Here is a 23,829-nt window from a genome sequence, read left to right as displayed (position 1 = left end):
CTCCGCCGCTCCCTCGGCGAACGCGGCTCCCCATCGGCTCGCGCACGAAACGATCGGGAATTCCGCCGCTCCCGCGGTCCGCACCCCGCAGCAGGAATGTGCGCACGGTGCGCGGAATTCCCCGCACCCGGCCGAGCACTGCCTGCCGGGGCAGCCGGACGAGGCGGCCGTGTCGGCTCCCTGCCCGCGCGCCGACGAACCCTCCGCGACCGCATGCCCGAACGGTGACCGGCCTCCCGTCCCCGGTGGGGCCGCACAGACGCACGGCACGGCGGCCGGTCCCCCGACCGGAGTGCTGCGCATCTAGAGGGCCGGCCCCTGACGGTCGACGGGCCCCGCGATGCTCCGGCCGGCCCACGAACGCGCGTCCGGCGCCCCGTTCCTGCGGGTCGCACCGGTATGCACCCCACCCCGCCCGCAGGCGTCCACGCGGATGACCGAAGCTGCCGCGCACCCTCGGTGCGGTCCCCTGTCACCGGCCGGCTCCCCGGAGGAACCGTGTCGTTCCACACCCGTACCACCCCGGCGTTGCGCCTGCTCGCAGTGCTGCTGCTGGCGGCCTTCGCCGCGGCGACGGCCGGATGCCTGCACCATGCGGACGCCGCACCCCACGGGCACGCGTCCGCGTTCGCGGGGGCCCGTTCCGCCGCCCCGCACCCCCACAGCCACACGCCTTCCCACCATCCGTTGACCGTGGGGTCCCGGGGTTTTCCCGACTCCGGCGCATCCTGCGTCCCGAATTACCCGTCCCTTCCGGTCCAGGAAATCTCGGCGCCCCGCGCCGCCGCATTCTCCGTCCTCCTCTCGGTGCTCCTGGGAATCCGCTCCCCGCACCTCCCCGTGCGCGGGAGGGACCGCCCTTCGGCATTTCCCGCGCGGGCGCGCGAAGGCCGGACCACGCGCACGAGCATCTGCTGCTGGCGCATTTAGGCCTCGTTCGCGCGGCCCGCCCGCTTTTCGGCGCGGCCGCCCGCTCCCGTCCCGTACGGAACCAGCCGTCCCACGAATGAGAGCCGAGGAAATGTCCTCTCCGTCCACCCACAGCACCGCCCCCGCGCCCCTCCACCGCGCCGCCCTCTCCGGGCTCGTCGGCAACACCCCGCTCCTGCACGTGTCCGAGCCGTTCGCCCCGGAAGGCCACGGCTTCTGGGCCAAGCTGGAAGGCTTCAACCCGGGCGGCATCAAGGACCGCCCGGGCCTGCACATGGTCGAACGGGCCCGTGCCCGCGGCGACCTCCGGCCGGGCGCCCGGATCATCGAGTCCACCAGCGGCACCCTGGGTCTCGGCCTGGCCCTGGCCGGCCTCGTCCACGGGCACCCCGTCACCCTGGTCACCGACCCGGGCCTGGAGTCGTCCATGACGAAGCTGCTGACGGCCTACGGCGCCCAGGTCAACACCGTCTCGGAACCGCATCCGACCGGCGGCTGGCAGGAGGCCCGGCGCGAGCGGGTGCGCCGGCTGATGGACCGTCATCCCGGGTCGTGGTGCCCCGACCAGTACAACAACCCCGACAACACCACCGCCTACACCCCGCTCGCCCTGGAACTCGCCGCCGACCTCGGGCACGTCGACGTCCTCGTGTGCAGCGTCGGCACCGGCGGCCACTCCGCCGGGGTGTCCCGGGTCCTGCGCCAGCTGTACCCCCAGCTGGAACTCGTCGGCGTGGACACCATCGGCTCGACGATCTTCGGCCAGCCCGCCCGGCCGCGGCTGATGCGCGGCCTGGGATCGAGCATCTACCCCCGCAACGTCGCCTACGGGAACTTCACCGAGGTCCACTGGGTGGCACCGGCAGAGGCGGTCTGGGCCTGCCGACAGCTCGCGTCCTCCCACTACGCGACCGGCGGCTGGAGCGTCGGCGCCGTCGCCCTGGTCGCCGGCTGGCTGGCCCGCACCCGCCCGGCGGACACCCGGATCGCGGCGGTCTTCCCCGACGGGCCGCAGCGGTACCTGGGGACCGTGTACGACGACGACTACTGCGCCGCCCACGGCCTCCTCGACGGCCCGCCGGCGGCCGAACCGGAGGTCATCGGCCAGGTGGACGAGAAGGAGGTCACCCGCTGGACGCGCTGCGCGGCGGTGGTCGACCCGCTGGCGGACGCGGCCGGCGCCTCCGCGGCACGGGACGCAGAGGGTCCGGGCCGGTGAAGGGCGTGCTCGCGCAGGTGCGCTCGTACGAGAGGAGCGTCCAGTTGTTGATGGTGAACCAGTTCACCATCAACCTCGGCTTCTACATGCTCATGCCGTACCTCGCCGCACACCTCTCCGGGTCGTTGGGGCTGGCCGGCTGGGCCGTCGGACTCGTCCTGGGCGTCCGCAACTTCAGTCAGCAGGGCATGTTCCTGGTCGGCGGCACCCTCGCCGACCGGCTGGGCTACAAACCGCTGATCGTCGCCGGCTGCGTGCTGCGCACCGCCGGCTTCGCCACGCTGGGCCTGGTCGACTCCCTGCCGGCGCTGCTCGCCGCGTCAGCCGCCACCGGGCTCGCGGGGGCGCTGTTCAACCCGGCGGTGCGCGCGTACCTCGCGGTGGACGCGGGAGAGCGGCGGGTGGAGGCGTTCGCCCTGTTCAACGTCTTCTACCAGGCGGGCATCCTGCTCGGCCCGCTCGTGGGCATGGTGCTCACCGGGGCGGACTTCCGGATCACCTGCCTGGTCGCGGCCGCCGTGTTCGCCGTGCTGAGCGGGGTCCAGATCCGCAGCCTGCCCGCGCGCCGAGGAGGCGGGGCCGGGCCGGCGACATCGGGCGGGGCGCGGGAGAAAGTGCTCGCGCAGTGGCGGGGGATCCTCGCCAACCGGCCGTTCCTGCTGTTCTCCACCGTGATGACCGGCTCGTACGTACTGTCGTACCAGGTGTACCTGGCGCTCCCGCTGGAGGTCCGGCGGCTGGGCGGCGACGGTACCTTCGGCACGGGCGCGACGGCCGCGCTGTTCGGCGTGTCCGGGCTGGGCACCATCCTCTTCCAGACCCGCGTCACGGCGTGGTGCAGGGCCCGGATGGCCCCCGGGCAGGCCCTGGCCTTGGGGCTGCTCACCCTGGGCGCGGCCTTCGTGCCGCTGCTGCTGGCAGCGGTCGTACCGCTTCCGGAGGGCGGCGGGTGGCGGTGGCTGACGGCCGCCGCACCGCCCCTGGTCGCGGCGGCGATGCTCGCCCTCGGCACGATGATCGCCTACCCGTTCGAGATGGACACCCTCGTCCGGCTCTCCGGCGACCGGCTCGTCGCCACGCACTACGGGCTGTACAACACCATCTGCGGGATCGGGATCACGCTGGGGAACCTGCTCACCGGGGTGGCGCTCGACGCGGCGCGGGGCGCGGGCGCGGCGGCACTGCCGTGGTTCTCGCTGGCCGCGCTCGGCCTGCTGTGCGCGGGCGTGCTGTACGGGTTGCACCGCAGCGGGCGGCTCGCACCCGCCGACGCCCGCTCGGCGCGGCCGGAACCGGCGAAGGCATGACCGGCGCGAGGGGATGACCGACGCGGAGGGGATGACCGGCGCGAGGGGATGACCGACGCGGAAGGGTCGACCTGCGCGGAGGGGTCGACCTGCGCGGAGGAGTGAGCGGGGGGGGCGGGTGCCCGCGGGATGCCCGCCCCTTCCCCTTCGTCACCCTTCTCCGCTCCCCGTTTTCCGGGCCGCGTCAGCCGGGCGGGCCCTCCGGTTCCGGCCCCGGGCCCCGTTCGACCGAGGCGAGCAGGTTCAGGACGGTGGCCTCCATCGCGTGCCGGGCCTGCTCGGGGGAGAGGCCCGTGGAGCGCCAGTGGTGCCAGGCCCCCCAGGTGGTGACCGCGTCCAGCCCGTTGACCAGGTCGGTTCGGCGCTGCCCCGTCAGGGTGTCGAGCTCCTCGGCCAGCACGGCCTCCAGCCGGGCGCGGGCGTCGGCGAAGGCCTCGTCGACCGTCTGCTGGATGCGCGGCGACGGGTGCTCCATGCGCAGGATCGCCTTGCGGGCCGGCGTGATCCACTCCAGGATCCGGGCGCGCTGCTCGGCGAGCGCGGCCACGCGCACCGCCCGCGCGCCGGTGGTCGGCAGGGGCCTGATCTGCTCGGCCAGCTGCTCCAGCCGCCGGGTGATCGCGGTGTCCACGAGCTGCGCCATGTCGGCGAAGTGGTGGAACACCGACCGCCGCGATACTCCGGCGTACGCCGCCACCTTCTCCGCGGGGAACTCCGTCGCCCCTTCGTCCAGCAGGACCAGCAGCGCGTCGGCGATCTTCTCTCGGGTCTGCCGGCCGCGCTCGGTCCTGCCGTCCGTCGCCGGCGCCGATGCGGCTCGCTCCGGATCGTTCTCCACGTCGACCTCCTTCCTCGGATTGACATTGTTGCACCCTGAGTGCAAGCGTAAATATGCACTCGGAGTGCAACTTGCTTGCGGGCCCTCCGGCGCCGGGCCTGCCCGGCCCCGGTGCCCGCGGTCGAACGAGAGGAAGAACCGCACGATGTTCCACGCCCTGGGGCGCAGCTGCGCCGACCGCCCCGGCCGGGTCCTCGCCGTCTGGCTGGCGGTGCTGCTCGCGCTCGCCGCCGCCGTCCTGGTCCACGGCCGGGCCACCAGCGAGGCCGTGACCATCCCCGGCAGCGACAGCCAGGCGGCCCGCGACGCGGCCGCGGCCTTCCCCGGCCCGCCGTCGGGGAACCAGCCCGTGGTCCTGCACACCCCGGCCGACGGCGCCCCGCTGAGCTCCGACGCGATGGCGGCGGCGGTCCGGGCCGCGGCCGCGGACCTGGCCCGCGTCGACCACGTCGTCGCCGTCACCACCCCGTACGATCCCGCCGGCCGGGCCGCGATGAGCCGGGACGGCCACACCGGTTACCTCTCGGTCGGGTTGGACGTGACCGGCCGCGACATCACCGCGGAGATCACCTCCGCTGTGGTGGCCGCGACCGCCCCGGCGCAGGCGGCGGGGATCGAGGTCACCCCGGGCGGCGACCTCGCCGCCGCGGCGGACAAGGGCTCCACCGGGCACAGCGAGCTGATCGGCCTGGCTGCGGCCGCCGTCATCCTGTTCGCGGGGCTGCGCCGGGTCACCGCGGCGGGGCTGCCGCTCGTCGTCGGCGTCGTCGGGCTCCTGGTGTCGCTGGCCCTGATCGGACTGGTCGGGCACGTGATGGACATGCCGTCGTCCGGCGCCACCATCGCCGCCATGATCGGCCTGGGCGTCGGCATCGACTACACCCTGTTCTGCCTGACCCGCTTCCGGGACCTGCTCGGCGCGGGCGTCCCCGTGGTGGAGGCCGCCGCCCGGACCACGGCCACCTCCGGCAAGGCCGCGGCCTTCGCCGGCTGCGCGGTGGCGGCCGCCCTGGCCGGCCTCGCGCTCGGCGGGCTCCCGCTGCTGTACGCCCTCGCCCTCGCCCCCGGGATCGCCGTGATCGTCGCCGTCGCCGCCGCACTCACCCTGCTGCCGGCCCTGCTCGCGCTGCTCGGCCGGCGGCTCGCCCCGGCCCGCACCCCGGTCCGCCCTGCCGCCACCACGGGCGACGACCGGGCGGGCGCCCCGGCGGGCGACCCGGCCGACGCCCCGGCCGACAGCCCGGCCGGGGCGCGCTGGCACCGGCTGGCCGTCCTCGTCGCCGGCCGGCCCTGGCGCCACCTGCTCGCCGGGCTCGCCCTGCTCGCCGTACTGGCCGCGCCCGCCACGCAGTTGACGTTCGGCCAGCTCGACGCCGGGGACAAGGCCTCCGGCACCGACAGCCGCATCGCCTACGAACGGCTGGCGGAAGCCTTCGGCCCGGGCGCCAACGGCCCCCTCCAGGTGACCGCCTCCCTGCCCACCCCCGCCGCCGGCACCGACGACGGGCGCCTCACCGCGGTCACCACCGCGCTGGGGCGGACCCCGGGCGTGGCCGGGGTCGGCGCGCCGCAGCTCGCCTCCGACGCCCGTACCGCCCGCTGGCAGGTCACCCCCGCCACCGGCCCCGGCGACCCGGAGACCGCCCGACTCGTCGACCGGCTGCGGGAGTCCACCCTGCCCGCGGTCACCGCGGACAGCGGAGGGACCGCCCATGTCGGCGGCGCCACGGCCGCGCAGGCCGACCTCAACGACCGGCTCGCGCACCGGATGCCCGTGATCATCGCCACGGTCGTCGCAGTCGCCGCGCTGCTGCTCCTGCTCGCGTTCCGCTCCCCGGTCGTCGCGGTCAAGGCGGCCGTGATGAACCTGCTGTCGGTCGGCGCCGCCTACGGGGTGCTCACGGCCCTGTTCCAGTGGGGCTGGGGGGCCGGGCCCATCGGCCTCGAAGGACCCGTTCCGATCCCGGGCTACGTGCCCCTGCTGATGTTCGCGGTCCTGTTCGGGCTCTCGATGGACTACGAGGTGTTCCTGCTCACCGCCGTACGGGAGAACTGGCTGCGGTACGGGGACAACCGGAGGGCGGTGGTCGCCGGCCTGGCGGGTACCGGGCGCATCATCACCTCGGCAGCCCTGATCATGGTGAGTGTGTTTCTGAGCTACCTGCTGTCGGAGGACCCCGTGGTGAAGATGTTCGGGGTCGGCCTGGCCACGGCCGTCGCCCTGGACGCCACCGTCGTCCGCGGGCTGCTGGTGCCCACCAGCATGGTGCTGCTCGGTACACGCAACTGGTGGCTGCCCGCCCGGCTCGACCGCCTCCTGCCCCACATGGACATCGAGGGCGAGGGCCACGGCGGAGCCGGGACCGGCGCTGCGGGCCCGCGCGCGGGCGCCCCGGCCGGTGCCGGCCCCGGACCCGCCGGACCTGCCGTCACCGCCACCACCGAGCCGAACCCCGCCCCGTGAGGAACCGCATGCCCGCCACCCCGTCCGAGTCCTCCCGTCCGCGCCGGCGCCGCCGCCTGCTGATCGCCGGCGCCGCCCTCGCGGCCGTCGCGATCGCCCTGCCGGCGGCGGACGCCGTCGCCCGCGAGCGCGGCGAGAGCCGGCTCGCCGACCGGATCGCCGCCCGCCACCAGGACCTGCGGTCGGCGCCGCAGGTGCGGATAGGCGGCTACCCCTTCCTGCTCGACGCCGCCCGCGGCAGCCACCCCGAGGTCCGGGTCACGGCCGACGGCCGCGCGCCCGACGGACGGCCGGTCAAGGCCGCGGTGGATCTGAAGGAGGTCACCCAGGGCGCGGACGGCTACTCCGCGGCGGCGGTCGACGCCCGGTTCACCGTGCCGTTCGACGCGCTCGCCGGCGAGGCGGGCAAGGGCGTACGCCTGTCCGACGCCGGGGACGGCCAACTGCGTGTGGAGCGCAGCGCCTTCGGCATCTCGGCGGTCGTCACGGCCCGGCTCCAGCTGAAGGAGGACACCGTCACCCTCCAGGCGACGAAGGCCACCCTGGCCGGGCGCCCCATCGACCCGGCCAACCCGCTGATCGCCGAGGCCCTCGCCGGGAAGCGGTGGGAGCTGCCCGCCCTGCCGCTGGGGCTGCGCGCCTCGGAGGTCTCGGTGGGCCCCGACGGGGTCACCGCCCGCGCCCACGGCGAACGGCTGACCCTCAGCTGACCCGGCGGGCCGGCCGGCTGCCCGCCGGCCGGCGCCGCCCGGCTCACTCGTAACGGTGGAGAAGCGATTCCCGCTCGGCCTGGCGGATCTGCTCCAGCGTCAGGCCGGGCAGGTCCTGGCCGGAGTGGGCGAGGGTGATCTCCGCGGAGCTGGGCGCGGCATCCTCTGGAAGCCATTCCTCCGGCTTCCAGGCGCCGCTGCGCAGGAACGCCTTCGGGCAGTGCTGGTACGCCTCCTCCACCTCGACGACGATCGCGGTGCGCGGGGGCTTGCCGACCGGCGTCAGCCGTTCCAGCAGCTGCGGGTCGGCGCTGACGCAGGCCTTGCCGTTCACGCGCAGGGTGCTGCCCCGGCCGGGGACGAGGAAGATCAGCCCGGCGCGGCCGGTCTCCACGATGTTGTGGACGCTGTCCAGCCGTCTGTTGCCGGTGGCGTCGGGTATGGCGAGGGTGAACTCGTCGAGGACGGCGACGAAGCCGGCCGGCCCGCCGCGCGGCGTCACGTCGCAGCGGCCGTCGGCGGCGGCCGTGGCGACGAAGACCAGGGAGGAGCGGCCGATGAAGGCGCGGGCGACGTCGTGGATCCGGTCGACCTGCTTGGCCCGGACCATGGCGCTCGGCGGCTCGTAGAGCTCGCGCAGTCGGGCGGTGTCCTGGACGGCGGTGGACTTCAGGGCGTCGAAGATGCGGCCGGTCGGCCGCTGCACAGTGGTCACGTGGCGCCACTGTAGGAGACGGGCGCCCGCCCCGGGTTCGGTGGAACCCGGGGCGGGCGCCCGCTGGTCGTCCTGGTGTTGCCGGACCGTCAGGCGCGCGGCGCCGGGAAGGTCGGGTACTCGACGCCCGAGACGTGCTGGACGACGCGGATGACCTGGCAGGAGTAGCCGAACTCGTTGTCGTACCAGAGGTACAGGATCGCGTTGTCACCGTCGACCTTGGTGGCACCGGCGTCCACGATGGAGGCGTGGCGCGAGCCGACGAAGTCCATGGAGACGGCGTCGGGGGCGGTGGTGAAGTCGATCTGGCGCTTCAGCGGCGAGTGCAGCGAGACGTTGCGCAGGTAGTCGAGGACCTCCTCGCGGGTGGTCTCGCGGCCCAGGCGCAGGCTGAGGATGGCGATCGAGACGTCCGGGACGGGGACGCGGATCGAGCTGCCGGTGATCGGGGCCTTGAGGTCCGGCAGCGCCTTGGCGACGGCGGAGGCGGCACCGGTCTCGGTGATCACCATGTTGAGCGGCGCGGAGCGGCCGCGGCGGTCGGCCTTGTGGTAGTTGTCCAGCAGGTTCTGGTCGTTGGTGAACGAGTGGACGGTCTCCACGTGACCGCGCAGCACGCCGTACTCGTCGTCCATGGCCTTCAGCGGCGGGACGATGGCGTTGGTGGTGCAGGAGGCGCAGGACAGGATGCGCTCGTCCGGCTTGATCATGTCCTGGTTGACGCCGTGGACGATGTTCGGGACGTCGCCCTTGCCCGGGGCGGTCAGGACGACCTTGTCGATACCGGGGCGCAGGTGCTTGGAGAGGCCCTCGCGGTCGCGCCACTTGCCGGTGTTGTCGATGAGGATGGCGTCCTTGATGCCGTACGCCGTGTAGTCGACCTCGGAGGGGTCGTTGGCGTAGATCACGCGGATCGCGTTGCCGTTGGCGACGATCGTGCTGTTCGCCTCGTCGACGGTGATGGTGCCCTGGAACTGGCCGTGGATGGAGTCGCGGCGCAGCAGGGAGGCACGCTTGACCAGGTCGGCCTCGCCGCCTCCGCGGACGACGATGGCGCGCAGGCGCAGGCCGTTGCCGGAGCCGGCCTTCTCGATCAGCAGGCGGGCGACGAGGCGGCCGATGCGGCCGAAGCCGTAGAGGACGACGTCGCGACCGGTGGAGCGCTCCAGCTTGTTCTCACCGGTGGCGCCGGCGACGGCCTCGGCGGTGAAGTCGGCGACCGACAGACCGCGGTCGTCGGTCTTGTGGTTCGCGGCGAGCATGCCGATGTCGATCTGCGACGGACCGAGATCGAGGGTGGTGAGAGCCTGCAGGAACGGCATCGTCTCGGTGACCGAGAGCTCCTCGCCGTCGATCTGCCGGGCGAACCGGTGGGTCTTGAGGATGCTGACCACCGACTTGTTCACCAGGGAGCGGCTGTGCAGCAGGATCGTGACATCCCGCTCGCGGTGCAGCTTCCCGATGATCGGGATCATCGACTCCGCGATCTCCTCGCGGTGGTTCCAGTTGGTGAACGAGTCGTCGTTGACAGTCACAGGCTTATCTTTCGAGCTAGGCGGCGCTCATATGCTAACCCCCTCTTAGTTTGATCATTCAAGAGGTACCCCTGTGGGATTCGACCACCCGGCGCTATCGGCGCACCATATGGCCGATCAGTCCGCTTCGTCCGGCCAGTGTGCGGCTTTCCTCCGCTTTGGCGGCGGCTGGCGGCTCCGTTTGTTGCGGCCCGCCGCGGCGACCGTCGGTCATGTGACGTACGGCCCGGCGTGCGCGCGCGGTGACGCTGTGGCTGCTCACGTGCCGTGTCCGGCAGGGAGCATGTCTGAAGGTCGTACTCGACGCGGCCTCCTTACCGGACGCACACTGGATCACCTCGTGGCAGCGGGCACGGGCCCGCCGGCTGGCGCCGGTGCGGGTGACCGTCCCGCCGGGCAGCCGGCCGACGGCACCCTGTCGACGGCGCACCCGGGCTACCTGCGCGTACTGCCGGTGAGCGCCGGACCGCTGCGGATCGCGCGTCGCCGCCGCGGCCGGCGAGCCGCCGGCCGGCCTCCTGGGGACGGCGACCACCGTCGACGTCGCCGACGCCGACCTGGGGCGCCGCTTCACCGGCCGGCACGCGTACGCCGCCCAGGGCTCCGTCACCAAGGCCACCTGCCGCTGGGACGCGGCCCGCGCCTGCCTGCGCGAGGCCCGCGGCCGGAGAGCTCGGCTACCACCGCAACGCCCAGCTGTTCCGGCACACCTACGCGCACGTCCTGGCCGTATGCGGCGACGAAGAGGGGCTGCTCGGCCTCGAGCGGCTGAACGGCCCGGCCGCGGCGCGGGCCGGCAGGCGGTTCGTCACCGACCGCCTGGCCCGGCTGCGCGAGCTGGTCGCGCCGGCGCACGGTCGGTTCGAGGAGACGTACGACCGCTTCGCCGCCCTCACCCCGCCCCGGGGCGCTGCCCCGCGGACTGTCCTGGTTCCACCTGCCGTTCTTCGACTTCGTGGAGGCGGCCGTGCACACCGGTCGGATCGAGGAGGCCCGTGGCCGCGGGCCGGGCGGCGCGGATGCAGGACATCTCCCCGCGCCACCGCGCCTCGTACTGCGCGACGCCCACCAGGCGTGCGGCGGCCCGCGGGCCGACCCGTGGCTGCGGCGCTGCGCCCGGGAACTGCGCGCGGCCGGCACCCGGTGGACGCCCCGGCCGCCGGGCCGGAACCGCTGACGGGGCAGGCGCTGCGGATCGCCCGGCTCGCCGCGCACCGTCGCCGCCCCCTGCACAAGGTCTGCCACGGGGCTGGCATCACCTCCCGCGCGGCCCTCGCCAGGCCCCAGCTCCAGGTGAGACGGGCACCGCCGGGTCCACCCGCCTCACTTCGGGGCGGGGTAGACCCTCGACTGCTTGACGCTGCCGAAGGCGAAGCTCGACTCGATCGAGGCGATGCCGGGGATGGCGTGGATGCGGTTGCGGACCAGGCCCTCGTACGCCTCCAGGCTCTCGATGACGACCCGGAGGAGGTAGTCGCTGCTGCCGGCCATCAGGTAGCAGTCCTGGATGTGCTCGATGACGGCGACGTGCTCCTCGAAGACCCGTACGGCCTCCGCGGTGTGGCGTTCCAGCCGTATCCGGACGAACACGGTGATGGGCAGGCCGAATGCGACCTGGTCGACCATGGCCGTGTAGCCGCGGATCAGACCGGCCTCCTCCAGCCTCCGCACCCGGCGCAGGCAGGGCGAAGGCGACAGCCGGACCCGGTCGGCGAGCTCCTGGTTGGACAGGCGGCCGTCGGCCTGCAATTCGCGGATGATCTGCAGATCGACTGCGTCCATGGTCACTCCTTGGCAGATTCTGCCCCCAAGCTATGCCTGAGCAGCAGAACTGGCAATCGGCTGCCACGGCAAAAGCTCTAGCGTTGCCCCGTGGCCGGATCCGGCCCCTGGATCTGGAGGACATGACCGTGGTCGCCGTGAAGACCGTGCCCGCGCCGGCACCCCCGCGAGGGCGCACCGCCGGTGCCCGCGGGCCCTCCCCGCAAGGCCGGGGCATGATCGCGCTGGTCCTGACCGTGCTGATCTGGGCCGCGTTCGCGCTCAGCGCGCGGGCCCTGAGCAGCTCCTCCCTGCGGCCGGCCGACGCCGCCCTGCTGCGCTTCGGCGTCCCGCTCGTCGTCCTCGCCCCGGCCCTGTGGCGGCGGCGCCGCGCGCTCGCCGCGGTACGCCCGGCCGCCGCCCTCAAGGTCGTCTGCGGGGCGGGGGTGCCGTTCTTCCTGGCCGCGATGTACGGCGGCTCCCTGACCTCGGCGGCGTTCGTCGGCTCGATCGTCCCCGGGATGGTCCCGCTGTTCGTCGCCGCCCTGATGGTGGCCGGCGGGCGGGGCGCGCCCCGCGGCACCCAGGCCGGCGGCCTCGCGCTGATCGCGGCCGGTGTGGTCGCCCTCGTCTGGCGCTACCTCTTCCCCGTGAACGGCTCGGTGCTGGCCGGCGCCGGCATCCTGCTCGCCGCCAGCGGGCTGTGGGCGCTGTACACCGTCGGGCTGAAGGAGGTGGAGCTCGACCCGGTCGGATCGATCGGCCTGCTCTGCCTGCCCTCGTTCACGGTGATGGCCCTGCTGGTGCTGACCGGGGTGCTGCCCAGCGGCCTGCCGTCCGCGGCCGGCTCCGACATCGCCCTGTTCCTGGTCGTGCAGGGGCTGGGAGTCGGACTGTGCGCGGGGCTGCTGTACGCCTTCGCCATCCGCAGGCTCGGCGCGGAGCGCAGCTCCGCCGTCGGCAGCCTCAGCCCGGTCCTCGTGGTCCTGCTCGCCGTACCGCTGCTCGGCGAGGCGCCGACGCTCGCCGTGCTGATCGGCGTGCCGCTCATCGCCGCGGGGGTCTTCCTCGCCAACCGGCGCCCCCGCGCCCTTCCCCGTCCCGTCTCCACCAGCTGACCCGCCGACCCGCCGATCCGCCGATCCCCGCACGAGGTTCCCGCAGATGCTTGAGCTCCTCCTCCCGCCGCCCGTCGACCCGCTGTGGGACCTGACCGAGGCGTACGGCGCCGACGCCCGGCCCGAGCGCCTGAACCTGGTCCTCGGCGTCTACCGCGACGACACCGGCGGCACCCCGGTCATGGCGGCGGTGCGCGAGGCCGAGATCCGCCTGGCGGAACGTTCCCTCTCCAAGGAGTACCGCGGGCTCTCCGGCAACCTGGCCTTCAACCGCGCGATGCTGTCGATGGTGCTGGGCGAGGGCGGCGCCGCCGAGCGGGCCGTCGCCGTCCAGACCGTGGCGGGCAGCGGGGCGCTGCGGCTGCTCGCCGACCTGATCTGCCGCACCCGGCCCGGCACGACGGTGTGGATCAGCGACCCCGCCTACGTGAACCACCGGCCCATCCTGGAGGCCGCGGGGCTGACGGTGCGCACGTACGCCTGGCTCGACGCGGACGGCCTGCCCGACAGCGAGGGCATGCTGCGGGACCTGGGGCAGGCACGGCGCGACGACGTCGTACTGCTCCAGGGCTGCTGCCACAACCCCACCGGCGTCGACCCGACCCCCGAGGCCTGGGCGGCCCTGGCCGACATGGCCGGGCGCGTCGGATGGGTGCCGTTCATCGACCTCGCGTACCACGGGCTCGGCGACGGCCTGGAGGCGGACCTGGCCGCCACGCGGATGCTGGCGGAGCGGGTGCCGGAGATGCTCGTCGCCATCAGCTGCTCGAAGAACTTCGGGCTCTACAGCGACCGCACCGGCTGCGCGGTGGTCATCGGCGCCTCCCGGGAGTCGCTGCGCCATGTGGAGACGGCCCTGCAGAACGCGGCCCGGACCCTGTACTCCATGCCTCCGGAGCACGGGGCCGCGGTGGTCTCGACCGTCCTGGAGGACGACGGGCTGCGCACGCTGTGGCGGGCCGAGCTGGACGCCATGCGCGGCCGCATCGAGGCCAACCGCAGCGCCCTGACCGGGCAGCTGGCCTCGCTCGGCTGGGCCGACCGGGCCGAGTCGCTGGCGCGGCAGAAGGGCATGTTCTCGATGCTGCCCCTGAGCCCCCGCCAGATGCTCCGCCTCCGCAGCGGCTTCGCCATCTACGGCACCACCGCGGGCCGCATCAACATCGCCGGCATCCCGGCGGACCGCATCCCCTGCCTGGCCAACGGCATAGCCGCCGTCCTCGCCGAGGAAGCCGAACCAGCCGGACACGCGGGCTAGCGTGGCCGGAGAGGTCTGCCGGCTCGCGGCGTCCGGTGCGGTGCGTCGCGAGGCGGAGGGCCGCGGTTCGTACGGGACGTACTTGCGTGGTCCGACGACGCGGCGAGGCGCCGTGCTCGGGGGCACCTCCCAGCGGTAGCTGGGCAAGCGTCGCGAGGCGGTGGACCGCAAGGGTCTGCCGCCCCCGGCGTCCGGTGCGGTGCGCCGCACGGCGGAGGCTCGCGACACCTACAGGACGTCCTCCGCGCGGTCCGAGGACGCAGCGGGGGCCGTGCCGGGCATCGCGAGGCGGTGCACCCTTCCAGCTCACGGCACCACCAGCACCGCAACGGGTCCGCGGGGCCGTACGGTTCCGGCCCGTCCCCCTGGCGGACCCCGACGCCGGCCCGGGCTTCCGCGGGCGGGCTGCGGCCGTCGGCGGTTCGCGCCCCGTCCCGACGCCACCCCTCGCCCCGGCCCCCGGCCCGGCCGTCAGGGCCACGGCACCAGGGTCGGAGCGCGATCGTGCAGAGGCCCGTGGCGAGGGCCGGCCGCCGCCCCCGTCACCGCGCCCGTGGCGAAGCCGGGCGGCGCACCGGTGTGGCTCGGCGAGCCGTGCTGCCCCGTCTCGCCGTCGACGGGTGGGCCACGGGAATGCATCGGCCAGTCCCGGTGCCCGGCGAGGCCGACGGCATGCCGGGGCCGGCGTACCTGTTCCTCGCGTACGACGACTACGAGACCCGGGGCGACCGCGCGGACGACGGCGAGGCCGTGCTCCCCGTGCAGCCGGCGGCCGGATCCCGGATCTCGCCGTGATCGGCCCGGCGGGGACCCGCGGCAGGCCCCTGTGGAGGTCGAGCTCGCCCCCGTGCCGCAGGAAGCCGCGGAGGAGCTGGAGGAGGACGGGGTGCTGCCCGTACGCGACTACCTCGGAGGGCGCCCCGACCACCGCTACCCGGACCGGGCCGGCTGCGCCGCGCCGTGGCGGTTCTTCTTCCGGCTCGGCGACGGCGACGGCGGGCCGCACTTCCTCGACTTCGCGCACGGCGGCGGCTACGCCTACCTCAGCCCGGCCCGGCGTGAGGGCCGCTTCACGCGGGAGGCGGCGTAGGCCGGGGGGTCACCACCAGTAGGCGGGGTAGCGGGGGGCCTTGGGGCGCATGCGCGAGGCGGCGTACCCGGTGAGGACGAGCAGGACCGTCGACCCGAGGAGGAGGGGGACGAAGCGGCCGGGCGCGGGGGTCTGCAGGACGACGATCACCGCGCTGGCGCAGCCCGGCGAGTGCGGGGTGCGGGCGGCGGTGTTCGCGGCCAGGGCGAGCCCGCCGGCGACGGCCGCGGCCCAGGGGGTGCTGCCCGCGGCGGCGAGCACCGCGTAGCCGACCAGGGCTCCGAGCAGGTGCCCGACGATCACGCTGCGGGGCTGGGAGAGCGGCAGCGCGGGTGCGCTGTGGACCAGGGCGGCGCTGGCGGCGAGGGACGGTATGAGGACCGGCTCGTGGATGACGGCGCCGATCCCGACGAGCGCGAGCAGGACCAGGGTGGCCCCGCTGATGCTGTGGGCCGCGGCGGCGGGCGTGGGGCGCGCGGGCGCGCGCGGCGGGGTGACGGTGCTCATGGCGGTGGGTTCCGGACGGGCAGGGGGCGAGGGCGGGCGGCGCGGTCGGGGCTGCCGGTGCGGCAGCACGGCCCGTGATCGACAACGGCCCTGACCTTGTGCCGACGCTTCGGTGGAAACCAGCACAGTCCGCCCACGACCCTACCGCCCCGGGCCGTCCGGGGGGCCGCCGGGGGTGCGCTCCCGGTGTCCGGCGGGGCGTCGTCGCAGGCCCGGCCGGGCGCCGGGAGCGGTCCGGCGGTACCTGATTCATCATCAGGTCAGGTGTCCCGGACTCTTGACTCTCCGGTCGGCAGTGGCGATCCTCGTCGCAAATTCGCGCGGGACATGACAATCGCCGGCCTCGGACGGTCTGCGTCCTCGACCGCGCCCTCCGCCTCCCGATGACGTGAGTGGTGATGACATGACCCGACTACCACCCGGCCGCCGCAGGCCCCTTGCGGTCCTCGCGATCCTCCTGGCCGGTCTGATGGCCGTCGGCCTCGGCCCGGTCACCGGAGCCGCGGCCGAACCCGCCGCCGGCGCCGCCGGTACTGCGGCCGCCCCGGCCGAGACCGGCTGGTGGGTCCCGACCGCCCGCCCCGGGCAGGACTCCCAGATCAACGTCACGGGCGAGCCCTTCAAGGGCACCGACGCGCAGGGCCGCGTGCGCGGCTTCGTCGACGCCCACGACCACATCATGTCCAACGAGGGCTTCGGCGGCCGCCTCATCTGCGGCAAGCCGTTCTCGGAGCTGGGCGTCGCCGACGCGCTCAAGGACTGCCCGGAGCACTACCCCGACGGCACCCTCGCGATCTTCGACTTCATCACCAAGGGCGGCGACGGCAAGCACGACCCCGACGGCTGGCCGACGTTCAAGGACTGGCCCGCCCACGACTCGCTCACCCACCAGCAGAACTACTACGCGTGGATCGAGCGGGCCTGGCGCGGCGGCCAGCGTGTCCTCGTCAACGACCTCGTCACCAACGGGGTGATCTGCTCGGTCTACTTCTTCAAGGACCGCGGCTGCGACGAGATGACCGCCATCCGCCTGGAGGCCCAGAAGACGTACGACATGCAGGCCTACATCGACAGGATGTACGGCGGCCCCGGAAAGGGCTGGTTCCGGATCGTCACCGACTCGGCCCAGGCCCGCGACGTCATCCAGCAGGGCAAGCTGGCCGTCATCCTCGGGGTGGAGACCTCCGAGCCGTTCGGCTGCAAGCAGATCCTGGACATCAGCCAGTGCAGCCGGGAGGACATCGACCGCGGCCTGGACGAGCTGTACCGGATCGGCGTGCGCAGCATGTTCCTGTGCCACAAGTTCGACAACGCGCTGTGCGGGGTGCGCTTCGACGAGGGCGCCCTGGGCACCGCGATCAACGTGGGCCAGTTCCTGTCCACGGGCACCTTCTGGAAGACCGAGCAGTGCACCGGCCCGCAGCACGACAACCCCATCGGGCTGGCCGCGGCACCCGCCGCGCAGAAGGAGCTCCCGGCCGGCGTGTCGGTGCCCTCGTACGCCGCCGACGCACGGTGCAACACCCGGGGGCTGACCGAGCTCGGTGAGTACGCCGTGCGCGGGATGATGAAGCGCAAGATGATGCTCGAAGTCGACCACATGAGCGTCAAGGCCGCCGGCCGCGCCCTCGACATCCTGGAGACCGAGTCCTACCCGGGCGTGATCTCCTCCCACAGTTGGATGGACCAGGGCTGGCTGGAGCGCCTCTACAAGCTCGGCGGCTTCGCCACCGCGTACATGGGCGGCGCCGAGGGCTTCAGCGCGGAGGCCAAGCGCAACGCCGCGCTGCGTGACAGGTACGGCGTGGGCTACGGCTTCGGCACCGACATGAACGGCGTCGGCGGCTGGCCGGGTCCCCGCGGGGCGGACGCCCCCAACCCGGTCCGCTACCCGTACCGCAGCACCGACGGCGGCTCGCTCATCGACCGGCAGACCACCGGGCAGCGCACGTGGGACTTCAACACCGACGGCGCCGCGCACTACGGCATGGTCCCCGACTGGATCGAGGACATCCGCAACGTCGGCGGCCAGGAGGTCGTGGACGACCTCTTCCAGGGCGCCGAGTCCTACCTGCGCACCTGGGGCGCGTCCGAGAAGCACAAGGCGGGCGTGAACCTCGCCGCGGGGGCGTCCGCCTCGGCCAGCTCCACCGAGTGGAACCCGTTCGTCAGTTACGCGGCCGGCCGGGCCGTGGACGGCGACCGCGGGTCGCGCTGGGCGAGCGGCTGGAGCGACGGCCAGTGGCTGCGCATCGACCTCGGCTCGCCGCAGCTCGTCAAGCGGGTCACCCTCGAATGGGAGCGGGCGTACGGCAGGTCGTACCGCATCGAGGTGTCCTCCGACGACGTGAACTGGCAGACCGTCTGGTCCACGACCGCCGGGGACGGCGGCCTGGACACCGCGCAGTTCTCCGGGGTACCGGCCCGCTACGTACGGGTCGACTGCCTCGGACGCGGCACCCAGTGGGGCTACTCCCTCTACGACGTGGGCGTCTTCAGCAGCTGACGGCAGCTGACGACACCACAGGGGCAGGCACCGACCCCGGCCGGGGCCGTCCGGATCCGCAACCGATCCGGCCGGTCCCGGCCACCCGCGCGTTCCCCACGCGCCCTCCACGCCGCACGCCCCCGCACGCCCCCACGAAGGGAACGGAACACCGATGCCACGGATGCCGTTGGCCGAGCGGCGCAGGCAGCTCACCGAGGCCGCGATCCGCGCGATGGCCCGCGACGGCGTCGCCCGGACCACGACCCGCTCCATCGCGGCGGAGGCGGGCGTGTCGCTGAGCGTCTTCCACTACTGCTTCGACTCCAAGCAGGCGCTGCTGGAATCGGTCATCGAGACGATCACCGACCACTACCTCGGGGTGGTGAAGGAGGCGATCCGGCCGCGCGCCACCCTCCACGAGACGGTACGGGCCGGCTTCCGGGCCTACTGGGACCACGTCCGCGCCAGCCCGGCCGAGCACATGCTCACCTACGAGCTCACCCAGTACGCCCTGCGCCAGCCCGGGTTCGAGCACCTCGCGCGGCGCCAGCACGAGCTGTACTGCGCGACGTACGCCGAGCTGATCGAGCAGGTCCGCGGCGGTCCGGCCTTCGAGCTGAGCGTCCCGGTGCCCGTCCTGGCCCGCTACCTGGCCGCCATGACGGACGGCCTCACGCTGAACTTCCTGGTCCTCGGCGACGGCCGCGCCGCGCAGGACATCCTCGACATGGTCACCGCGCACGTCGCCGGCCTGGTCCGGGCCGCGCGGCCGCTCGACCCGGTGGAGCCCGTGGAGGCTCCCGTCGGCTGACCGGCCGGCGGGCGCGCCGCCCGGCCTCAGTCGAGGACCGGGTGCACCTCCGGGTGGGCGTCCCACCACGCCCGGTGGAAGGCGTTGTTGTCCACGTTGGCCAGGTACGCCCCGGCCGCCGCCCGGTAGAGCAGGTCGGCCTGCCCGTTCGACACCGTCGAGCGGTTCCACGCCAGCCGGATGCGGCCGCTGATCGGGGTGCCGAGCAGCGGCCGCATCACCGTGCCCTCGAACGCCGGGGCGGTGGGCTGGGTGAGGGAGATCGCCCGGCCGGCCGCGACCAGGTGGTGGCGCATCTGCCGGTCGGTGATCCGGTAGCGCAGCGACGGCACGAAGCCGGCCGCGGCGCAGGCTGCGACGAGCGCCTCGGGGCCGCCGTCGTCGTCCTCGACCAGGGTCATCCACTGCTCGCCCGCGAGGTCGGCCAGAGCGAGGGCCGCCCGGCCGGCCAGGGGATGGCGGGTGGCCATGCGGATGCAGAAGGGCTCCTTGGGGATCAGGGTCCTGGCCAGGGCGCCCCGGGGCAGCGCCACCTCGTGGTCGTTGACCTCGCCGTAGAGGACGACGTCGTACCGGCCCGCGCCGAGCATCCGTACCAGCGCCGTGACCGAGTGCTCCACGTCCACGGTGATCTCCCGGCCTGACAGGGTGAGGTCCGTGCGGGCCAGCAGGCCGTCGACGAGCACCAGCAGGATGCAGCCGAGCCGCAGCGGGGTGTCGGTGGCCATGGTGCGGGTCTCGGCGCCGAGGGCCTCCATCTCGTCCAGTACGCGGCGGGCTTTCGACAGGACGTACTGGCCGAGCGGGGTGGGCTCCACGCCGGACCGGCCACGGACGAAGAGCTCGCCGCCGGTGACCCGCTCGATCCTGCGGAGCTGGGCCGAGAGCGCGGGCTGGGAGACGCCCAACCGCCGCGCCGCGCCGCCCAGGCTGCCGGCCTCGGCAATCTGGCAGACGGCTTGCAGATGTCTCAACTCCAGCTGCATCCCGGCAGCTTACGAAGCGTGATGCGACCCGTACATAACGCGGACCTTATGCCTGCAGAGATGTCCCAATCTCGCCATGTCCACGCCCATACTCGGCGGCGAACGAGCCAGCCCCCCCACCCCCCACACGATCGGAGTGGACTCTTGCAGCCCACGAGATGGATGGCTTCCGTGGCGGCCATGGCGCTGACCGCCGGCCTCGCCGGCACGCTGGCCGGCGCGGCACACGCCGCCGAACCCGCCCGAGCGGCCCGGGCCGTCGGAGCCGCGCAGCCCTCGCCCGCGGAACGGGCCATAGCCGCCGCCGACGCGGCGGTCAGGAGCGGCCTCGACACCCTGGTCAACGCGGCCCAGCAGCAGTACGACCGGCGCCAGGTCACCCCCTGGGTGCAGGACCTGTACTCGGTGGCCTACGAGCGCAGCTACCGCGGCCTGCCCGTCGTCGGCGGTGACGCCGTGGTCCTGGCCGACGGCCAGGGCCGGGTCCGCGCCGTGCAGTCGGCCTCGTCGACCGTGATCGACGTGGCGACCACCCCGTCCGTCAGCGCGAAGACGGCCGAAACCACCTCCCGCAGGGAACTGGCCGCCGTCGACAAGGTCGAGAGCAGCCGTCTCGTCGTCCGGCTCAAGGACGACCGGCCGTACCTGGCCTGGGAGACCGTGCTCTCCGGGAGCACCAAGGACGCGCCCAGCCGCCTGCACGTGTTCGTGGACGCCCGGACCGGCAAGGTCGTCGACCGCCACGACGAGGTCGTCGCCGGCACCGGCAGCAGCAAGTGGAACGGCCCGAACCCGCTCACCATCGACACCACCGCCTCGGGCGGCTCCTACTCCCTGCGCGACCCGAACCGCACCGGTCTGAGCTGCGCGGACTACAGCACCGGCAGCGTCTTCACGAAGTCCACGGACTCCTGGGGCACCGGCAACCCCACCTCCAGGGAGACCGGCTGCACGGACCTGATGTTCGCCGCCCAGAAGCAGTGGGACATGCTCGGCCAGTGGCTGGGCCGCAACGGGGTCGACGGCTCCGGCCGCAGCTTCCCCGCCAAGGTCGGCCTGGGCCAGCTCAACGCCTACTGGGACGGCAGCTCGGTCACCATCGGGCGCAACAGCGCCAACGAGTGGATCGCCGGGATCGACGTCGTTGCCCACGAGTACGGGCACGCCGTCGACTCCACCACCCCCGGCGGCACCTCCGGCCAGGAGGCCGGCCTCGGCGAGGGCACCGGCGACATCTTCGGGGCGCTGACCGAGGCGTACGCCAACGAGCCCGCCCCGTACGACACCCCGGACTACACGGTCGGCGAGGCCGTCAACCTCCAGGGCCGCGGGCCGATCCGGAACATGTACAACCCGTCGGCGATCAACAACGACCCGTCCTGCTACAGCTCCGCGATCCCCGGCACCGAGGTGCACGCGGCGGCAGGCCCGCTGAACCACTGGTTCTACCTGCTGGCCGAGGGCAGCAACCCGGGCGGCGGCAAGCCGAGCAGCGCCACCTGCAACGGGTCCACGGTGAACGGTGTCGGCGTCCAGAACGCCGGCAGGATCTTCTACGGCGGGATGCTGCTGAAGACCAGCAGCATGTCGTACAAGAAGTACCGGACGGCGACCCTCAGCTCGGCCAAGTCCCTCGACCCGGCCACCTGCAACCTGTTCGACAGGACCAAGGCCGCCTGGGACGCCATCAGCGTGCCCGCCCAGTCCGCCGACCCGACCTGCACCCCCAGCGGCCAGAACGACGACTTCTCCCTAGCCCTGAACCCCGCCTCGGGCACCGTCCAGCAGGGCGGCTCGGTCACCGCGACGGTGACCACCAGCACCACCAGCGGCCAGGCCCAGCAGGTGGCCCTCACCGCGTCCGGACTGCCGTCCGGGGTGACCGCCACCTTCAGCCCGGCCACCGTGCAGTCCGGCCAGTCCGCGACGCTGACCCTGTCCGCCTCGGCCAACGCGGCCCCGGGGGCCTCCACCGTCACCGTCAAGGGCCAGGGGCCGAGCCTGGCCCACACCGTCGACTACGCGCTCAACGTGGGCGGCACCCCGCCGGGCACCTCCCCGCCGGACATCAGCGTGTCCAACGTGCAGGCGCACCTGACGCAGCTGAACACGATCGCCTCGCAGAACGGCGGCCACCGCCGCGCCGGCAGCGCCGGGTACGCCCAGTCGCTGGCGTACGTGAAGGGCAAGCTCCAGGCGGCCGGATACACCGTCACCGAGCAGGCCTGCACCTCCTGCACCTACCCGTCCGACAACCTGATCGCCGACTGGCCCGGCGGGCCCGCCGACCAGGTCGTCATGTTCGGCGCGCACCTCGACGGCGTATCGGCCGGACCGGGCATCAACGACAACGGTTCGGGCTCGGCCACCCTGCTGGAGAACGCCCTCGTCCTCGCCCAGAAGAACCCGGCCCTGACCAAGCACGTGCGGTTCGCCTGGTGGACCGACGAGGAGCAGGGGCTCAACGGCTCCGAGTTCTACGTGGGCCGGCTCGGCAGCGCCGACAAGGCGGCCATCAAGGCGTACTACAACTTCGACATGGTCGGCTCGCCCAACGGCGGCTACTTCATCAACAACCTGAACTCCGCCGCCGGCGCCCCCCTCAAGGCGTACTGGACCTCCCTCAACCTCGCGCCCGAGGAGAACACCGAGGGCCAGGGCCGCAGCGACGACTACTCCTTCCAGCAGGCCGGCATCCCCACCTCCGGCTACGCGGCCGGCGCCAGCGCCCGCAAGACCTCGGCGCAGGCGGCGAAGTGGGGCGGCACCGCGGGCGCCGCGTACGACGGCTGCTACCACAGCTCCTGCGACACCGCGAGCAACATCAACGCCACCGTCCTGGACCGCAGCGCGGACGGTGTCGCGTACACCGTCTGGCAGCAGGCGGTGGGCGGCGGCACCCCGGCGCAGGACTTCTCGATCGGCACCTCGCCGGCCTCCGGCTCCACCGAGCCCGGCGGCAGCGTCACCTCCACCGTCAACACCACGACCGTCAGCGGCAGTCCGCAGACGGTCGCCCTCACCGTCTCCGGAGCCCCGGCCGGCGTGACCGCGACGCTGAACCCGGCGTCCGTGCAGTCCGGCAGCTCCTCGACGCTCTCGGTCCAGGTCGGCTCCGGCACGACTGCGGGCACGTACACCCTGACCGTCACGGGTACCGGCACGGTCAGCCACAGCACCACCTACACCCTGACCGTCGGGGGCGGCGGCGGCAGCTGCACCCCGCGGCAGGTCGTGGTCAACGGCGGCTTCGAGAACGGCAGCAGCCCGTGGACCGCCACCACCGGGGTCATCACCAACCAGTCCGGCCAGGTCCCGCACAGCGGCTCGTACATGGCCTGGCTGAACGGCTACGGCAGCACGCACACCGACAGCGCGTCCCAGACGCTGACCCTGCCGGCGGGCTGTACCACGGCCCGGCTCTCCTTCCAGCTGCACATCGACACCGACGAGTACGAGGACGTGGTCTACGACCGGTTCACCGTCTCCGTCGGCGGCCAGACGCTGGAGACCCTCTCCAACGTGGACGCGGCCCCCGGCTACGTCCTGAAGAGCTACGACGTCTCCCGGTTCGCCGGGCAGACCGTGACGCTGCAGTTCCGGGGCACGGAGGACCCGTCCCTGCAGACGTCCTTCGTCGTGGACGACGTCACCCTCCAGGCGAGCTGACGCCCGCCCGGCCCTGACCCGGCTCCGGCATCCGCAGAGCGGCACGCGCACCGGCCCCCGGCCCGCGCGTGCCGCTCAGTACGGTCGGGGCGACATCACCAGCGGCTGGGCGGCGTCCGGTGCCTCCAGGACGCAGCGGGGCACACCGGGGCCCGGCGTGGCGCGGACGGTCACCGGTGTCGGCGGTACGGTCGGCAGCTCCACGTGGACGAGGACGGGCCGGTCACCGTGCGTGGTGGCGTGGCCGGTCTCCTTGCCGTCGACCAGGACCTCCACCTCCACCCGGTGCCCCGTCTCGATGGTCGTGCTGACGGAATGCCCGGCATGGTCGATGTGGAAGTGATGGCGTCGTCTCATGGGGTCGCCTCCGGGCCGGGCACACGGGCACACCGCCCCCTGCTCCAGGGTAGTCGCGGGCGGTGC

Annotated in this window: 19 protein-coding genes; 12 read left to right on the top strand and 7 right to left on the bottom strand. The window is 73.6% G+C overall.

Features of this window, described 5'->3' with window-relative positions; all coding sequences use genetic code 11:
* Positions 1-1,021: 1,021 nt before the first annotated feature.
* Complete coding sequence (locus ACSHWO_RS28955) at positions 1,022-2,149, top strand: PLP-dependent cysteine synthase family protein (protein WP_385849956.1); 1,128 nt, start codon at positions 1,022-1,024, stop codon at positions 2,147-2,149.
* On the top strand, positions 2,146-3,456 hold the full coding sequence (locus ACSHWO_RS28950) for an MFS transporter (RefSeq protein WP_438316321.1): 1,311 nt from the start codon (positions 2,146-2,148) through the stop codon (positions 3,454-3,456). The genes ACSHWO_RS28955 and ACSHWO_RS28950 overlap by 4 nt, the downstream gene beginning before the upstream one ends.
* 184 nt (positions 3,457-3,640) lie before the next feature.
* Here ACSHWO_RS28950 and ACSHWO_RS28945 read toward each other — a convergent pair whose 3' ends face one another.
* Positions 3,641-4,294, bottom strand: coding sequence for a TetR/AcrR family transcriptional regulator (locus ACSHWO_RS28945; RefSeq protein ID WP_438316318.1), 654 nt, complete (start codon positions 4,292-4,294; stop codon positions 3,641-3,643).
* A gap of 145 nt (positions 4,295-4,439) precedes the next feature.
* On the opposite strand from ACSHWO_RS28945, the gene ACSHWO_RS28940 reads away from it, so the two are divergent.
* Both ACSHWO_RS28940 and ACSHWO_RS28935 read left to right on the top strand, forming a co-directional pair.
* The gene (locus ACSHWO_RS28940; protein ID WP_438316315.1) at positions 4,440-6,758 is read left to right on the top strand and encodes an MMPL family transporter; all 2,319 of its coding nucleotides are present in this window, start codon (positions 4,440-4,442) and stop codon (positions 6,756-6,758) included.
* Between the two features lie 8 nt (positions 6,759-6,766).
* On the top strand, positions 6,767-7,468 hold the full coding sequence (locus ACSHWO_RS28935; RefSeq protein ID WP_385849960.1) for an LmeA family phospholipid-binding protein: 702 nt from the start codon (positions 6,767-6,769) through the stop codon (positions 7,466-7,468).
* Between the two features lie 43 nt (positions 7,469-7,511).
* Here ACSHWO_RS28935 and ACSHWO_RS28930 read toward each other — a convergent pair whose 3' ends face one another.
* Complete coding sequence (locus ACSHWO_RS28930; protein WP_438316311.1) at positions 7,512-8,183, bottom strand: MSMEG_1061 family FMN-dependent PPOX-type flavoprotein; 672 nt, start codon at positions 8,181-8,183, stop codon at positions 7,512-7,514.
* A gap of 89 nt (positions 8,184-8,272) precedes the next feature.
* On the bottom strand, positions 8,273-9,718 hold the full coding sequence (locus ACSHWO_RS28925; RefSeq protein ID WP_361101542.1) for a glyceraldehyde-3-phosphate dehydrogenase: 1,446 nt from the start codon (positions 9,716-9,718) through the stop codon (positions 8,273-8,275).
* Between the two features lie 967 nt (positions 9,719-10,685).
* Here ACSHWO_RS28925 and ACSHWO_RS28920 point away from each other — a divergent pair.
* Positions 10,686-10,895: a hypothetical protein gene (locus tag ACSHWO_RS28920; protein WP_438316308.1), complete on the top strand. Its 210-nt coding sequence runs from the start codon at positions 10,686-10,688 to the stop codon at positions 10,893-10,895.
* A gap of 146 nt (positions 10,896-11,041) precedes the next feature.
* Here the strand turns inward: ACSHWO_RS28920 and ACSHWO_RS28915 are convergent, their stop codons facing one another.
* Positions 11,042-11,500, bottom strand: a complete 459-nt coding sequence (locus ACSHWO_RS28915) for an Lrp/AsnC family transcriptional regulator (RefSeq protein WP_361101536.1) — start codon at positions 11,498-11,500, stop codon at positions 11,042-11,044.
* A 122-nt stretch (positions 11,501-11,622) separates the two neighbouring features.
* Between ACSHWO_RS28915 and ACSHWO_RS28910 the strand changes: the two genes are divergently transcribed.
* The 4 genes from ACSHWO_RS28910 (at position 11,623) to ACSHWO_RS28895 (ending at position 14,945) form a co-directional block, all read left to right on the top strand.
* Positions 11,623-12,597 carry an EamA family transporter gene (locus ACSHWO_RS28910; RefSeq protein WP_438316305.1) on the top strand — a complete coding sequence of 325 codons (975 nt, stop codon included), beginning with the start codon at positions 11,623-11,625 and terminating at the stop codon, positions 12,595-12,597.
* A gap of 46 nt (positions 12,598-12,643) precedes the next feature.
* On the top strand, positions 12,644-13,855 hold the full coding sequence (locus ACSHWO_RS28905) for an aromatic amino acid transaminase (protein WP_438316302.1): 1,212 nt from the start codon (positions 12,644-12,646) through the stop codon (positions 13,853-13,855).
* A gap of 633 nt (positions 13,856-14,488) precedes the next feature.
* A complete protein-coding gene (locus tag ACSHWO_RS28900; protein WP_438316299.1) occupies positions 14,489-14,650 on the top strand; it encodes a hypothetical protein in 162 nt (53 codons plus the stop codon).
* Between the two features lie 31 nt (positions 14,651-14,681).
* Entirely contained in the window at positions 14,682-14,945 is a 264-nt protein-coding gene (locus ACSHWO_RS28895; protein WP_438316296.1) for a hypothetical protein, read from the top strand.
* Positions 14,946-14,954: 9 nt separating this feature from the next.
* On the opposite strand, the gene ACSHWO_RS28890 is transcribed toward ACSHWO_RS28895, so the two are convergent.
* The gene (locus ACSHWO_RS28890) at positions 14,955-15,452 is read right to left on the bottom strand and encodes an HPP family protein (RefSeq protein WP_361101524.1); all 498 of its coding nucleotides are present in this window, start codon (positions 15,450-15,452) and stop codon (positions 14,955-14,957) included.
* Between the two features lie 403 nt (positions 15,453-15,855).
* Here ACSHWO_RS28890 and ACSHWO_RS28885 point away from each other — a divergent pair, with 403 nt between their 5' ends.
* Complete coding sequence (locus ACSHWO_RS28885) at positions 15,856-17,958, top strand: galactose-binding domain-containing protein (RefSeq protein ID WP_438316292.1); 2,103 nt, start codon at positions 15,856-15,858, stop codon at positions 17,956-17,958.
* Between the two features lie 154 nt (positions 17,959-18,112).
* Complete coding sequence (locus ACSHWO_RS28880; protein WP_361101518.1) at positions 18,113-18,751, top strand: TetR/AcrR family transcriptional regulator; 639 nt, start codon at positions 18,113-18,115, stop codon at positions 18,749-18,751.
* Positions 18,752-18,777: 26 nt separating this feature from the next.
* Here the strand turns inward: ACSHWO_RS28880 and ACSHWO_RS28875 are convergent, their stop codons facing one another.
* On the bottom strand, positions 18,778-19,737 hold the full coding sequence (locus ACSHWO_RS28875) for a LysR family transcriptional regulator (RefSeq protein ID WP_438316288.1): 960 nt from the start codon (positions 19,735-19,737) through the stop codon (positions 18,778-18,780).
* Positions 19,738-19,899: 162 nt separating this feature from the next.
* Here ACSHWO_RS28875 and ACSHWO_RS28870 point away from each other — a divergent pair, with 162 nt between their 5' ends.
* Positions 19,900-23,406 (top strand): M28 family peptidase, encoded by a 3,507-nt coding sequence (locus ACSHWO_RS28870; RefSeq protein ID WP_438316285.1) that lies wholly within the window; start codon positions 19,900-19,902, stop codon positions 23,404-23,406.
* Positions 23,407-23,481: 75 nt separating this feature from the next.
* Here ACSHWO_RS28870 and ACSHWO_RS28865 read toward each other — a convergent pair whose 3' ends face one another.
* Positions 23,482-23,763 (bottom strand): hypothetical protein, encoded by a 282-nt coding sequence (locus ACSHWO_RS28865; protein ID WP_438316282.1) that lies wholly within the window; start codon positions 23,761-23,763, stop codon positions 23,482-23,484.
* Positions 23,764-23,829 lie beyond the last annotated feature (66 nt).

Source organism: Streptomyces pallidus (ex Mingjun et al. 2026) (assembly GCF_051550185.1).
GTDB lineage: Bacteria > Actinomycetota > Actinomycetes > Streptomycetales > Streptomycetaceae > Streptomyces.
This window is presented reverse-complemented; position numbering and strand designations above follow the sequence as displayed.